At 34.2% G+C, this 14,042-nt stretch carries 16 protein-coding genes; 9 read left to right on the top strand and 7 right to left on the bottom strand.

The features are described 5' to 3' along the window. Positions 1 to 52: 52 nt before the first annotated feature. The 5 genes from GJV77_RS09115 to GJV77_RS09095 form a co-directional block, all read right to left on the bottom strand. The gene (locus GJV77_RS09115; RefSeq protein WP_155036059.1) at positions 53 to 769 is read right to left on the bottom strand and encodes a YebC/PmpR family DNA-binding transcriptional regulator; all 717 of its coding nucleotides are present in this window, start codon (positions 767 to 769) and stop codon (positions 53 to 55) included. A gap of 100 nt (positions 770 to 869) precedes the next feature. Next, a complete protein-coding gene (gene gcvT / locus GJV77_RS09110) occupies positions 870 to 1,952 on the bottom strand; it encodes a glycine cleavage system aminomethyltransferase GcvT (protein ID WP_155036058.1) in 1,083 nt (360 codons plus the stop codon). A 222-nt stretch (positions 1,953 to 2,174) separates the two neighbouring features. Further along, complete coding sequence (locus GJV77_RS09105; RefSeq protein ID WP_155036057.1) at positions 2,175 to 2,864, bottom strand: hypothetical protein; 690 nt, start codon at positions 2,862 to 2,864, stop codon at positions 2,175 to 2,177. A 10-nt stretch (positions 2,865 to 2,874) separates the two neighbouring features. After that, positions 2,875 to 3,480 (bottom strand): hypothetical protein, encoded by a 606-nt coding sequence (locus GJV77_RS09100; RefSeq protein WP_155036056.1) that lies wholly within the window; start codon positions 3,478 to 3,480, stop codon positions 2,875 to 2,877. Positions 3,481 to 3,507: 27 nt separating this feature from the next. Then, positions 3,508 to 3,843, bottom strand: a complete 336-nt coding sequence (locus GJV77_RS09095) for a PadR family transcriptional regulator (protein WP_155036055.1) — start codon at positions 3,841 to 3,843, stop codon at positions 3,508 to 3,510. 1,073 nt (positions 3,844 to 4,916) lie between these two features. Here GJV77_RS09095 and GJV77_RS09090 point away from each other — a divergent pair. The 3 genes from GJV77_RS09090 (at position 4,917) to GJV77_RS09080 (ending at position 6,514) form a co-directional block, all read left to right on the top strand. Continuing rightward, positions 4,917 to 5,231 (top strand): rhodanese-like domain-containing protein, encoded by a 315-nt coding sequence (locus tag GJV77_RS09090; RefSeq protein WP_155036054.1) that lies wholly within the window; start codon positions 4,917 to 4,919, stop codon positions 5,229 to 5,231. A gap of 5 nt (positions 5,232 to 5,236) precedes the next feature. Further along, complete coding sequence (locus GJV77_RS09085) at positions 5,237 to 5,860, top strand: class I SAM-dependent methyltransferase (protein WP_155036053.1); 624 nt, start codon at positions 5,237 to 5,239, stop codon at positions 5,858 to 5,860. 93 nt (positions 5,861 to 5,953) lie between these two features. Beyond that, positions 5,954 to 6,514: a hypothetical protein gene (locus GJV77_RS09080; protein ID WP_155036052.1), complete on the top strand. Its 561-nt coding sequence runs from the start codon at positions 5,954 to 5,956 to the stop codon at positions 6,512 to 6,514. A gap of 171 nt (positions 6,515 to 6,685) precedes the next feature. Here GJV77_RS09080 and GJV77_RS09075 read toward each other — a convergent pair whose 3' ends face one another. Beyond that, on the bottom strand, positions 6,686 to 7,660 hold the full coding sequence (locus GJV77_RS09075) for a hypothetical protein (protein ID WP_155036051.1): 975 nt from the start codon (positions 7,658 to 7,660) through the stop codon (positions 6,686 to 6,688). A gap of 185 nt (positions 7,661 to 7,845) precedes the next feature. On the opposite strand from GJV77_RS09075, the gene GJV77_RS09070 reads away from it, so the two are divergent. From GJV77_RS09070 to GJV77_RS09050, 5 genes are all read left to right on the top strand, one after another. Then, entirely contained in the window at positions 7,846 to 8,250 is a 405-nt protein-coding gene (locus tag GJV77_RS09070) for a hypothetical protein (protein ID WP_155036050.1), read from the top strand. Positions 8,251 to 8,417: 167 nt separating this feature from the next. Beyond that, the gene (locus GJV77_RS09065) at positions 8,418 to 9,428 is read left to right on the top strand and encodes a hypothetical protein (RefSeq protein ID WP_155036049.1); all 1,011 of its coding nucleotides are present in this window, start codon (positions 8,418 to 8,420) and stop codon (positions 9,426 to 9,428) included. Between the two features lie 88 nt (positions 9,429 to 9,516). After that, on the top strand, positions 9,517 to 10,908 hold the full coding sequence (locus tag GJV77_RS09060; RefSeq protein ID WP_155036048.1) for an aminopeptidase P family protein: 1,392 nt from the start codon (positions 9,517 to 9,519) through the stop codon (positions 10,906 to 10,908). A gap of 145 nt (positions 10,909 to 11,053) precedes the next feature. Continuing rightward, the gene (locus GJV77_RS09055; RefSeq protein WP_155036047.1) at positions 11,054 to 11,686 is read left to right on the top strand and encodes a hypothetical protein; all 633 of its coding nucleotides are present in this window, start codon (positions 11,054 to 11,056) and stop codon (positions 11,684 to 11,686) included. Further along, entirely contained in the window at positions 11,687 to 12,091 is a 405-nt protein-coding gene (locus GJV77_RS09050) for a DUF2262 domain-containing protein (RefSeq protein WP_155036046.1), read from the top strand. Positions 12,092 to 12,114: 23 nt separating this feature from the next. Here the strand turns inward: GJV77_RS09050 and GJV77_RS09045 are convergent, their stop codons facing one another. Continuing rightward, positions 12,115 to 12,453 (bottom strand): hypothetical protein, encoded by a 339-nt coding sequence (locus tag GJV77_RS09045; protein ID WP_155036045.1) that lies wholly within the window; start codon positions 12,451 to 12,453, stop codon positions 12,115 to 12,117. A 158-nt stretch (positions 12,454 to 12,611) separates the two neighbouring features. On the opposite strand from GJV77_RS09045, the gene GJV77_RS09040 reads away from it, so the two are divergent. Further along, the gene (locus GJV77_RS09040) at positions 12,612 to 13,844 is read left to right on the top strand and encodes a DUF6051 family protein (RefSeq protein ID WP_155036044.1); all 1,233 of its coding nucleotides are present in this window, start codon (positions 12,612 to 12,614) and stop codon (positions 13,842 to 13,844) included. Positions 13,845 to 14,042: the final 198 nt, after the last annotated feature.

The following is a 14,042-nucleotide window of genomic DNA, read 5'->3' as shown; positions in this document are numbered from 1 at the left end:
CAAAAAGGCATCACTATACAGTAATGCCTTTTGTATGATTAAAAGAAAGTTGTTACGCCATTGTTGTAAAGACGTTTTGTACGTCGTCGTCTTCCTCGATTTTTTCTAAAAGTTTATCAACGTCTGCTTGTTCTGCTTCTGAAAGTTCTTTCGTTACTTGTGGAATTCTATCAAAACCAGAAGACAAGATTTCAATTCCTCTACCCTCAAGTTCTTTTTGAATAGCTCCAAAGCTTTCGAAAGGAGCATAAATCATTACACCTTCTCCATCTTCATCTTCAAATATTTCATCAATACCGAAGTCGATTAGTTCCAATTCAAACTCTTCTAAGTCTCTGCTCTTGTCTGCTGGAATTCTAAAGTTACAAGTATGATCGAACATAAACTCAACAGATCCTTGTGTACCTAAAGTACCATTGCATTTGTTGAAGTAGCTTCTGATATTAGCCACTGTTCTATTGTTGTTGTCTGTTGCTGTTTCTATAAGGAAAGCAATACCGTGTGGGCCATACCCTTCGAAGATTACCTCTTTATAATTTTCAGTATCTTTATCCGTAGCACGTTTAATCGCACGTTCTACATTGTCTTTAGGCATATTTGCCGCCTTAGCATTTTGTATTACAGCGCGTAGACGTGAATTCGACTCGGGATTAGGTCCACCTTCTTTTACAGCCATTACAATGTCCTTACCGATTCTTGTAAACGTTTTTGCCATAGCAGACCAACGTTTTAGCTTACGTCCTTTTCTAAATTCAAACGCTCTTCCCATAATAATTGTTACTTAATTTTATATTTGCAAAAATATAGTATTATTCAAATATATCATAAAAAAAATGGGAGCTTATTTTTAAACTCCCATTTGTATTGTCTTATTTTTTGTAAAAAGGTGTTTTTATCACTTTTGCCTCAACATCGTTCTTTCTAATTCTGATATATATTTGGCTTCCTTCTGCTGCAAGAGCTACAGGAACAAATCCCATACCTATTCCTTTTCCTAATGAAGGTGATTGTGTACCTGAAGTTACTTTACCAATTACATTTCCTTCTGCATCAACGATTTCATAGTCGTGTCTTGGAATACCTTTACCGATAAGTTCAAAACCTACTAATCTATTTTTGATACCTGCTTCTTTCTCTGCTTTTAAGTTATCTGAGTTGATGAAGTCTTTAGTGAATTTAGTTACCCATCCTAAACCAGCTTCTAATGGAGAAGTTTCATCGTTTAGCTCGTTTCCATATAGGCAGTATCCCATCTCAAGACGTAAAGTATCACGAGCAGCTAATCCGATTGGTTTGATACCCCAGTTAGCTCCTGCTTCAAACACTTTATTCCATACTGTTTCTACATCTTCATTTTTTACGTAAACCTCAAATCCTCCTGAACCTGTATATCCAGTAGCAGAGATAACTACATCCTCAACACCAGCAAACGTATCGATAACAAAGTTGTAGAATTTAATATCTGCTAAGTTTACAGCTGTCAAGCTTTGCATAGCTTCAATAGCTTTAGGTCCTTGAATAGCTAAGATAGAGTACCCATCAGAAAGGTTTTCTAAAGTAGCATTCATATCGTTATGAGAACTAATCCAGTTCCAGTCTTTTTCTATATTAGAAGCATTAACGACCATCAAGTATTCGTTTTCATTTACTTTATAAGTGATGATATCATCGATAACTCCGCCTGTTGCGTTCGGAAAATAGCAGTATTGTGCTTTTCCATCTACTAAAGTAGAAGCATCGTTAGAAGTAACTTTTTGAATTAAACTTAAAGCATTAGGTCCTGATATTTTGAAGATCCCCATGTGAGATACATCAAATACACCTACACCATTTCTTACTGTTTCGTGTTCAGCATTTACACCTTCATATTGCACAGGCATTGAAAAACCTGCAAAAGGAACCATCTTAGCCCCTAAACCTTCATGTATGTGATTTAAAGTTACTTGTTTCATTGTGTTGTTATCTAATTAATATAATTTATAATGAGTGCTAATGTAAGTTATTTTTAGTTGATTTGAAAACCTTGTATCTTAAAGTTGTTCACTGTTAAAAAAAGAATTGCCCATTGGTGAAAATGGGCAATTTAATATTAAAAAAATGCAATTATCCATTGGATAAGTTGTGTAATTAGTTTAGTGATGATGGTAATCATAGTGTTTGGTGTTAGAGGTTGATTACAAATTAATTAATTTATTTAATGTTTGTTGTTTCTCTCTTTTAATAATCGGTAACACTACAAAGTAAGTAGTATATACCCATAGTCCTAAGATGAGTAATAATCCAGCACAAAGCCAATCAGATTGTTTGGCTACTCGACTCATAAAGCCAAGAAAAGCCTGAAATAAAATGATTGGAGTAGAAATAATCGAGAGCTGAACACGGTTGATGAGCCACTTTTTGTGCGTAGCTTTATTCTCTTTTTTAATGCGCAAAGCTAGTGATATCATAAAAGCAAATGATCCTATGATAACTGTCCATAGTGTAATCACATAAAGGCTTTCAAGATCGATATAAATAGATGCGTATCGTATGACTAATAGTAGAATGTAGAATATAGCAGCAGTTAGCATTATCTTTGGCCAATGAAAGAAATGGTATATTTCTTTTCCAACTAATTTAAAATAGTGGTTTTGTAGGTTTTGCTCTTTGATACTTACTAAATCTGAAAAGCCAAAAATACCAAACTTTTTAAAAGCGCGTTCAAGTGCAGTATCAAAGCTTAGAGTTTCGTCTTCGATCCATTGATTTTCAATATCATTAGCTAAGTGATCTACTAATTCTATTTCTACATCGTAATATTCGACATAGTGCTTCTTTACAAAAGCATGAAGGGCTTGTATTTGATCAGTAGATAGTGTTTTCATAGCAATAGTTTTAGAGGGGCTTATAAGACTTTGTTTTTCTAATTTCAGCGATGTAGTAAATTTGATAAAGCATCATTATAACAGGTAGAGGCAACAGTTTATAGGTGAAATTTCCTATGAACATTGTATAAAAAAATAAACTGATAGCAGCACAGCCGATAGTGTCTTTTTTTAATTGATTAACTCTATATCCTTTACTTCCAAAGTAACTAGTCAAAAGAAAGGCTCCTAATAAAATATTAGCTAAGCAAATAGAACCTCCAATTATGTTAGCTAAACTATACTTCTCTATAAGGTCTTTAAATAAATAAGGAAAACCTAAACCAATTGTCATAGCTAAAAGCACACTCATTATATCTCGCTTAAACCATTGTCTTGCTAAGTACGTTGGTATATCATTATATCTAATCCATGAATGTGGACGTAAGTGTTTATTCCATTTATCAAAAGTAACTTGAAAGGCAGTTCGGTATTCATATCCACTAGTCATCAATTCCTCTATCTCACAAGCTATGTGATCTATTACCTCATCACGTGTGTCTTGATATTTGATGTTGTACTGAGTAATTAAAAAATCTTCTATTTGTTTTACTTGATTGGTTGATAGTGTTTTCATAGCTTATCGTGTAGGTTGGTTTTGTTCTTATGTCAATTTTAGATTGACAATATTTTGCATGTTTCTAATGAAGCTTTCTAATTCTTCCATTTTGGTGGTAGTCTCCTTTATACCTGATTCAGTTAGTTTGTAGTACTTGCGCACGCGTCCATCTACGCGTTCTAGCTCTACGTCCAAAAAACCGTCAGCTTCTAGCTTGTGGAGGGCGGGATATAGGGCTCCTTCTGTTAGACTCATCTCACCCTCGGTAACTTCTTTTACTTTCTGAGTGATTTCATATCCGTACATTCTACCGTTTTGATCTAGAAGTTTCATGATGATGGCATTGAGACTTCCTTTATACAATTGTTGTTGCTTTTTCATACTTAAGATTCTTAGGTATTACAAATGTAAAAAAAAATGATATATAGAACACTTAGGTATGTAAAAATGTTTGAAAATTGTATAAAATTGATTAGTACATACTTTATTTAGTTGTTTATAGGGGGAAGTAGTTTTTTTTTGTTTATACTACGTGTGTTCCTGTAGTTGTTAAGGTTTCTATAGAGGCGATTGAATTGAGGTGCATTAGCAATGGTGGTACCATGTATTGATGCGGAAGGGTAAAGTCCAGTAAATTAAAAGAGCATAGAAAATAATAGTCAGTGAAATACTAAAATAACTTGATGCCGATTAATAGATAAAATCTTGTGAGAAGTAACGCATTGAGTAGAATCAGAAAGGTTTGAAAAATATTTGTATATTTGCTGTATATCAGTGTTTTAATTTATTTTAAAAAACTTATAAATTATACAAATCAAAGCAAAAATACAGTTCTGTATTGAAGTTAAAAAATATCATTCTTATCAGGGTTTAAATTTCGCATTTTATCCTAATATTTTATTTCGAAAGCTGTTAAAATTATCGTTTACCCCAGTGTTTACTAGACCTTGTTCGATACTTCTTCGAGTCGTGTTCGGTAAAACTCTCTATTTTTGGCACTTCTTCCGAAGAAGATTTGAACAAAGCTTGTCTAATCACTGTTGAAGTATTGTTTTTATAGGGATTATCTCTAGTTCGGTAGTTGTCGAACTGACTTTTTGGACTGATTTATAGGTGCGTTTTGCGATTTGTAAAAAATACCCATTTAAGCCTGAATTAAAGAAAGATAGCTATACAAATCAAATAATTACAAATGCCTTTTTAGGTTTGTAAAGTTACAATGGATTGATTAATATGCGATAGACTGGTACTCAGCTTTAAACTTACAGTGATTTATTTTAGCAAGCAATAGGGTGTATGTACTATTTAGTTGCTGTTCTATTTTTGCTATTGAATAGCTAATGTGTTGTGAAGATGTGGCTACGTATATTCCGTTGTTTTGGGTTAAGGTAACATAGGTTACAGTGTAGATTAGTGGGATGTTTTACTTTTGAGGTTATCAAACAACAAGAACTATGTTTACATTTTTAAAAAAGATATTTGGATCCAAAGAAGGGAACGATTTAGCTACTTATTTAAAGTCAGGAGCTGTATTAGTTGATGTGCGTACAATCGGCGAGTATAAGTCAGGTACAGCAAAAGGGGCTATTAATATTCCAGTAGATCAGTTGAGTAATAAGCTGAGTAAGTTGAATAAAGAGAGTAAGATAATTGTGTTTTGTCGAAGTGGAATGCGCAGTGGACAGGCAAAGCGCGTATTGAATCAAAATGGCTATCAGCAGGTAGTAAATGGAGGTAGTGTAGGCAATGTAATTAAGCATCAGAAGTAAGTAGTATGAAAGCATTTTGGGAAGAGCGATATGCTGAAGAAGACTATGCATACGGCAAAGTGCCTAATGCGTTTTTTAAGGAGGTACTCGATCGGGTTGCAGAATCTCCAGGGAGAATATTAATGGTAGCAGAAGGTGAAGGACGCAATGCTGTATATGCGGCTCAGTGTGGGTGGAAGGTAGAAGCATTTGATCAAAGTGAAGAAGCTAAAAGGAAGGCGATGCAATTAGCAAAAGCAAACCAAGTAACGCTTAACTATGCTGTTAGTACAATGGATGGTTTGCAATTGGAAAAGGAAATATTTGATGCGATTGCTTTGATTTATGCTCATTTTCCAAAGGAAAAAAGACAAGCGTATCATCGACAATTGAGTGCATTAATCAAAAATGGGGGACGAGTTATTTTGGAGGCTTTTGAGCAGGAGCACATTCACAAGCAAAAAGATAATCCAGAGGTCGGAGGACCTACTAATATTGATTTACTATATACTGTAGAACAGCTAAAAGTAGATTTTTTAGACTTTGATTTTATACAATTAGATGTACAAGAAGTTAATTTAGCAGAGGGGCAATACCATAGAGGAGTAGCTCGTGTCATCCGCCTTCACGGTATTAAGAAAGGTGAGTGAATGTTGGGTTGCTGTACTCTTTTGTAAATAAGTGGTTATTTCTTGTTTTTTCGTAGACTTTCTTCATCTTTGTAGGTATAATAATAGACACGTATGAAAAAGTTACCGTATTTAGTTATCTTATTTGGGGCTTTAGCCTTGGTAGGATGCAAACAAGAAAAGAAAGAAGAGACTACTCCATCTGTTGAGGTACAAGAGATAAAAGAGGATGCAACAGAAAAAGCTATTGGAGAGTATATTACTTCAAGTTTGCTTTCTGCAGAAGAGTTACCTCTTTTGACGGAGGCAGACCGTCAATTTCAGTTTTATGCTATTGATTTAAATAATGACGGGGCAAAGGAATTTTTTGTTCGTTTATCTGGCCCTTACTTTTGTGGGACAGGCGGATGTACTGTTTTATTACTCAATGCAGAGTATCAGCTGATCACGAAGTTTACTGTAATGCAAGGAGCTATTTTTGCAGAACCAACTTTAGAGAATACTTGGAGAGTATTAACTGTAAAGTCTGAGGGAGAATGGAAGTCTCTAGTCTATGCTAATGGTACATATCCAACGAATCCATCGGTACTCGAAAAAGCGCCTTATGATGCGCCTAGTGGACATGCAGTAGTTATCTTTGATGAGGATGAGAATCTAGAATCGCATAAATTTTAATCTAAATATAGAGAAGACTTGATATAAGTCTTAGCAAATACTAAAAGTCCGCAAGGAGCCCGATGCTCTTTGCGGACTTTTTTGCTGTATCTTTTATCTAGTCATTGTTAGCTAAGGTTGACTATATGCAATCCTGTACAAGTCAGGTAGATGATTATGACTTTCGCTATGCTACTGTTTATCGTCAATGATATTAAGTTGATATTGCATAAAAGGTTGTTTTTGTGTGTTAAACTCATTAGTAGCTTGATTAAAGGAGTAATTCTTCGGGTATTTTTTTAAAAAGTCGGCTTTTATAGTGTTTAATTCTTGCGAAAGGAGCACTTCTTTGAACCCCTCAGCCGATTGGCTACCGTTTAGATCTAGCCATTGGTCAAACAGCTTGACTTGTCCCTCTAGTTTTTGTTGGTATTCTGCATCAGTAATATCCTTTAATTTGGTTAATGTTATTTTTCGTTTTGGCAGTTCTGCATAAGGTGTTTTCTCAAGTAAGAACTCTATTTTCTCATCACTGTATTGTTTTATGAAATCTTTGAATTCTTGTTCTCTATAAAGTTTAAATAGCGTCTCTTGGAATTTACCAGCTTGGTAATTTGGGTCATTTAGCAAAGAGCGATTTTGTCTAGTTACGATTGGATTAGATAAAGTAATTCCTTCTGGCATGGGCTCTTCTATGTTGTAATCCCAATTGTAATCACTTTTAGAAAGGAACAATTGATTTGTAGCTTTGAATGGCACAAATAAAGTAGTGATCGTATCGTTTATTTTTAGACGAAGGGAGTCGCTTTGTGTTTTGAGTGCCCATTCTACGAATTTATCAGTAGCTCTTTCGTCATTTTGATTGATAAACTGATGAGCCATAAATACATAAGTACTTTGTGTAGGATTAATGATAGCTTGTCCTTTATTGGTTCGTCCACCATTGTGAAAAGTGAGTTCTTGTCCATTGTACTTTAGTTGGTGTTTACCATACTCTAAGTCAATGTCTATTTTGGTCATAGCGGGTATATCATACACGGTATCATCGATATAGATTGTGATGGGTGCGTCGGTAGGGTTGTCTATCCAATAGTGATTCGAACTAGTGTTACACGAAGCAAAAAGTGTACTGACAAATAGTAAACTGAAGATAATTAATTTTTTCATTTTTAGAATTTTAATAAAGGTACATTAAATAGTAGTAGATTTTACGAATAGTGGATAATCTACTAATTTGTTTGTAGTAGAGCGATATGGTAAAAAAGTGTAGGATAGTTGAATGTTGATTCAGTTATTGTTTTGTGTGAAAAAATAGAATATGTACTTTTGAGCGAATAAATAAATAGACTATTATGAAGTTAACAGCTGAACACTTTGTTCCTTCTGAATATGACGAACAGACACTAGAGAGAATTATTGAGATTAATGAATTTCCGGTAATCTTAAGTATATTCAATGCAGATGACAATTTAGAAGAAATATTGGTTGATGTCAATCAAACGATGGAACACTTAACGGAGTTAAACAAGAAAGGAATTCAGTTGATAACTGATAAATTGTTTAAGACTTATTCGAAAAAACACAGTATTTCCCAAGAGGAGTTTGCTGCAGACTTTAATTTAGTGTCGCTATATTTTACAGGAGATGGAGAAGCGGAGTTTACTTATGAAGGAAATGAGGAGATTTTTGGAGAGCAGATCGTGTGTATTTCTTTAGTAAATGGAAGATTCGAAAAAGATATAGCAGTAGAAGGATAATTGTTTATGTTTTTATAATTGAAGGGTTAGTAGGCGACTACTAACCTTTTTTGTTTTGATGGTGGCTATGGACTACTTGCTTTGAGGGTTAATTAATACATGGCGTATTTTTTTATCTTTGAAAGGAAGAGTAGATTTGTGGATAATCTCTTTTAGTACTAGAATATATGCAAATTCAAGATTTAATAAAGAAACAGCGTAAACAAGATATTACAAAGGCTAATAAGTTTCCTGTTCGCGAATTGGAGAAGGAATCAGCAGGGCGTTATATCGCTTTTGTTGATGATGAGACTTATAGTTTTGACGTAAGTGTAGTATTGCATGGAGATAAAATAGAAGCGATGACATGTGATTGTACTTCTTCTGAAGAAGTTTGTCTACATAAAATAGCGGTCGTTTTAGCCATAAATAACGAGATTGACGGAAGTAAAATAAAGGCAAAATCGACGAAGAATAAGAAACGCAAACTAAGTGAGAGTGAGGCTTTATTGCTACAGTTAGAACCAGAAGTTTTGATTAACTGGATGAAGGGAGTTTTCAAGAAGAATAAATCATTAGAAAAACAGTTCTTATTGACTTACGGCAAGCAAGAGATTACCTATACAGCTGAGCAAGTAAAGGAGACTACAGAGGAAGTGATAGCCTCTGTAGCGGGCAAGAGAAAGACATTAGAGGCAGTCAAGATTAAGCAAATACTAGATTTACTCACGATTGCTCTGGAGCCTGTAGAGAAGTTTATGATAGCTAACATCAATAAGCCGATTGCTTATAAGATTTTTGCTGCTTTTTTAGATACATTGTATGCCTTTGATCAGCGCGTGTCACATTATAGTAAGAAACTAGGAGTATATGTAGATGCCTATATTGAACGTTTTGCTTTGTCAATTAATAATATTAAAGATGACAAGGAATGGAGACATAATGTTGAGATTCATTTACATCGTTTATTTGAGCTACCTTATTTAACGAATAAGGAGTATGAGTATATGTTGGTTCAATATATCTATTTGACGGCAAACACAGATCGTATGAATCAATTTGTTGATTTGTTGAAGAATATTTTATTAGAGAAATCAACCAAGCGGTATCTGTTTAGAAATGACTTTACTCAATTTTTGTTGAGTATTTCAGCAAAGCATAATATCTATCAAGATGTGCGTGTGTTTTTTGAAAAGTAAAAAAGAGTTGTTTTTACAATTTTTAGGCTTTAGACCTTATCGTATTCGTTAAAGTTGTTAACTTAGAAAACTTTAAAAAACCAAAACTATGTTTAGTAGAGATACATACATTCAACGAAGAGCGACTTTAGTTAAAAATATAGAGACTAAGGGGCTATTGTTATTTTTAGGAAATATTGAAAACCCTGTAAATTTTGAGGATAATACTTACCGCTTTAGACAGGATAGTACTTTTCTGTATTATTTTGGTATCCAACAGCCTTATTTAGCAGCAGTAATTGATTTAGATGAGAATAAAACAATCATTTTTGGCGATGAAATGTCTATTGATGCTATTGTATGGATGGGGCGACAAGAAACGCTAAAAGAGAAATGTGATAAAGCAGGTGTAGTAGAAGTTCGATCAAAAGACGAATTAGGCAACTATGTAAAAGGCGTGCTCAATGCAAAAAGACAGATACACTATTTGCCTCCTTATCAGTCAAGTAATAAAATACAGCTAAGTAAGCTAGTACAATTACCTATTGACCAATTAAAGCCTTCTGTGGCTATGATTGAGGCTATTGTCAAACAACGAGAGATAAAAGAAGCACAGGAAATAGTAGAGATAGAAAAGGCATTAGAGGTAACGAATCAGATGCATTTGATGGCTATGCGAATGGCAAAGCCTGGCGTCAAAGAGTATGAGGTCGTTAGTGCTATTCAGCATATCGCAGGAAGTAATAACTGTGAGTTAGCGTACCCTTCCATTGTAACTATTAATGGGGGTATATTACACAATCACTACAAGATGAATACCTTGACTTCAGGGCGTTTGTTGTTAAATGATTCGGGTTGTGAAACTCCAATGGGGTATGCCTCTGATTTGACACGTACTTTTCCAGTAGATAAAACATTTACTCCAGAACAACGCGATTTGTACAACGTGGTTTTGAACTCCTTTGAAGGAGCAAAATCAGCTTTAAAAGAAGGAGTAAGATATAAAGACGTACACTTAATAGCCTGTGAACTATTAGCACAAGGACTTATAGATTTAGGATTTATGAAGGGAAATGCTCAAGATGCAGTGGCTAATCATGCACATACGATGTTCTTTCAATGTGGTCTAGGGCATATGATGGGATTAGATGTGCATGATATGGAAGATCTAGGAGAACAATATGTGGGGTATACTGTAGCAGATCCAAAGAATAAGACACAGTTTGGCATGAAGTCACTTCGCTTAGGTAAAGAATTGAAAGCAGGGCATGTAATCACGGTAGAACCAGGTATTTACTTTATCCCTGAGTTAATAGAAATGTGGGGAGCAGAGAAAAAATACGAAGAGTTTATTAATTATGAAAAGGTGAGACAGTTTGCTCATTTTGGAGGGATTCGCATTGAGGACGATATTCAAATTACTTCATCAGGTTATAAAGTATTAGGGCCTGACCTAATTAAGACAGTAGAAGAAATTGAAGATTATAAAAAGCAATTTTAGTTTGGACATATAGTATAAAGGGGTATGAATTCTTATTCATGTCCCTTATTTTTTTAGGACTGGTCATTAGTAGTTTTTCGTTTATATGGGGAATATTAGTCATAGCTTCATGTAAATAAAGATATATTTGCGTAAATAGAAGATAATGAAAAAAGAAATATTAAATACAATACGCACTTTAGGTGGAGATGTAAGTCGTGTAAATGGCAATAGTTTATTAGACGATATTCAGTCGATATCCTTTAATACTGTTCTTTATCCTAGATCAGAAGATACTCCTTGGGGAGCAGCAGGGGAAGAAGAGCCAATCTATGGTATCGAAGAATATATTGAAGCTAATCAAACTTTGTTAAACACAGATAGGGCAATTTTTTATCAAAAACTGATTGCTCACTATTATGAATTAACCGAAGAAGGAAGAGGACAAATGTTTTGGTCAGGACAGCTTTTTACACCTTACTTGGAAGGATCGGCAGATTACCAAGAGTGGAATGTAGATTTTAGTGATGGTACATCGGTTGATCTCAGTGTGATAGAAGAGGTAGTAGGTGTAAAACAGCCCACAATGGTACAAGTATTTTATAGTTATGGTTTTCCAGACCATTATTATATTTGTTTAGAAGACCCTAGTCCAGACAACCCAACCGTATTCGGAACTGATCACGAAGAGTTTTTTATGGAAATTAGCAATGAGGGAAGTTTAGAGGAGTTTATGCAGCAGTTTATTTCTCCAGAGGAATTAATTAGTGTTTTGGATAAAGTATTGAATAATAGTTAGATGAAAGTAGGTTTGAAAGATTTTAGAGGTTCTGACTATGATGAGGATATTTTAGAAATGGATTATTGTTTTGGTCAACAAGAGATTAATATTTGTATGTATTGTTCTGTTGAAGAAACAGAGGAAGTACTAAGAGAAGTGAATCAATTGTTGGTTCAGTTAGAACAGTACGACAGTCAAGCTAAAAAGCATATTGCAGAAGAGTTATATCTTGTGTATAGTCGAGGAATTGAGAGATTGTCCGAACAGCAGTTTTTGAGTGATTTAAATTTGTTGTCACTTTGTTTTACTGGTCATCAAAATGTTGAATTTAGTTATGAAGGAGGAGCGTATTTCGGTAGTCATATTCTCTCTATTGAACTGATTGAAGGAAAGTTTGATAGACATGTAGCAATGAATGGATAACAATATTTGTTGCCAAGTTACTGCTATAAGTGTTTTAAGAAAGAATAAGCTTTGCGTTTATCTAAATAATCAATTGTGTTTTCATGTGTGTAGGCTTCTCTTTCAAAGCTGATGCTTTTATAAGCTAATCGAGTATTTCTTGTCATCACCCAATGCCAAAGAAACTCACCTATATACCAAAAATAGAAAGGAAGGATTAAGAGCTCCAATTGTTGTCTAAGGTGAATACATTCGTGTTGTATTAGTGTAGTATTGTTTCTACTCTCTTTATTTTTTAGAATTATAAATGGGTATATAGTAATTCCGTCAAAATCATTAAAGAAGAAATATCGACAACTGATTATGCGGTAAGAAGAAATCATACTTTTTTTTTGTAAAGATATAAGTAACTAGAATAAGTAGTGAACTAAGTTATAGAATTTAGGGTCTATTGTGTATATTTTTAGCTCATGATAGTAATAAGCAGGGGAGAAAAAACGTTTGTATTAAAATCACTGAGATTCACCTTATATAAAATGTAATGCATTACTACCAAATTCACGAAAGGTTAAAACAACTCTTTCAACAAGACTCTGATGTTGTAAAAGACGACGTATTAGGAGTAGAGATTCACAAGTATCCTTTTTTTTCGAAACAAGCAGATGGTATTTTAATTGGATCAGAGCGGCTGTTTTGTTCAGCTCATCAAGAAGAGTTAGAGGAGTCCTTTGTGAAGTACACGGAAGATACTGATACGCTATTAGATGTTCCAGACTATAGTGTAAAAGAAAATTTAAATTATACGATAGCGGTTGTAAAACCAATGGATAAGCCTGTATGTGATGAGGTTATAGTAATGTATCACGGGTTGAATGAGAAGAAATGGGACAAGTATTTGCCGTGGGCTTATGCTTTGACTAAGCGGACAGGAAAGGCTGTTGTTTTGTTTCCTATTAGCTTTCATATGGATCGTACACCATGGCAGTGGTCTGATCGTAAATTGATGTTTGAAATAGCACAAAAGCGTGCAGCAGATTGGAAACAAAATTCGGATAGTAGCTATGTTAATGCAGCTATTAGTACACGTATGGAAGCACATCCACAACGAATGTTTTGGTCGGGTTTACAGACTTATTACGATTTTATAGATTGGGAAAGAGCTTTGCGCGCTGGAGCATTTGATGTGCTTTCGCCTAGAGCGACCATTGATTTGTTTGGTTATTCCATAGGATCATTTCTTTCTATTATATTAATGATGGCAAACCCTCTTGGAATATTATCACAAGCCAAGTTAGTTTGTTTTTGTGGAGGAATGACTATAGATCGTATGTTTCCAGTGTCTAAATATATTATGGATGGTAGGGCAACTATAATGATGCAAAAGATATTTGCTCAGTTATTGACTACGAATTTTGCTGCAGAATCTCGTCTTAACCACTATCAAGATCGTGTATTGCATCCTGGTGAAAGTTGGTTTAAAACAATGCTTCGCTACAACCACTTTCAAGGTGAGCGAGAGAGTCGTTTAAGAGAATTAGAGAAGCAAATATTGTCTATAAATCTAAAAACAGATGAGGTTGCACCACCAGTAGAAGCATTAAATATGCTGAAAGGACCTTATAGAGATATTGCGATAGATGTAAACATTTTTGACTTTCCTTTTAAGTATTCTCATATGGTTCCTTTTCCATTGACTAGTAAAAACGCAGAGGAAGTAGATGTGCAATTTAACTTAATAATGGATAAAATGGCTCAATTTTATCAAAAAAAGTAAAGGTTCTTAGCCCTTGTGTTTATTAGGTTTTTGTTAATTACATTAAAAAAAAATTGAAATAAATGGTTGTTTTTTGTTTTTTGTAATGAAAAAATACCTACATTTGAAATGTCAAAAAATAGGAAAACATGTATTCAAGTCAATTACATCATCATCATCATTCTACTTGTACTCTTACGAGCTGGTAATGATATGGTG

It is taken from the genome of Myroides pelagicus (assembly GCF_009711055.1).
Classification (GTDB): Bacteria; Bacteroidota; Bacteroidia; order Flavobacteriales; family Flavobacteriaceae; genus Flavobacterium; species Flavobacterium pelagicum.
The sequence above is the reverse complement of the archived record's forward strand: the minus strand, read 5'-3'. Positions and strand labels throughout refer to the sequence as shown.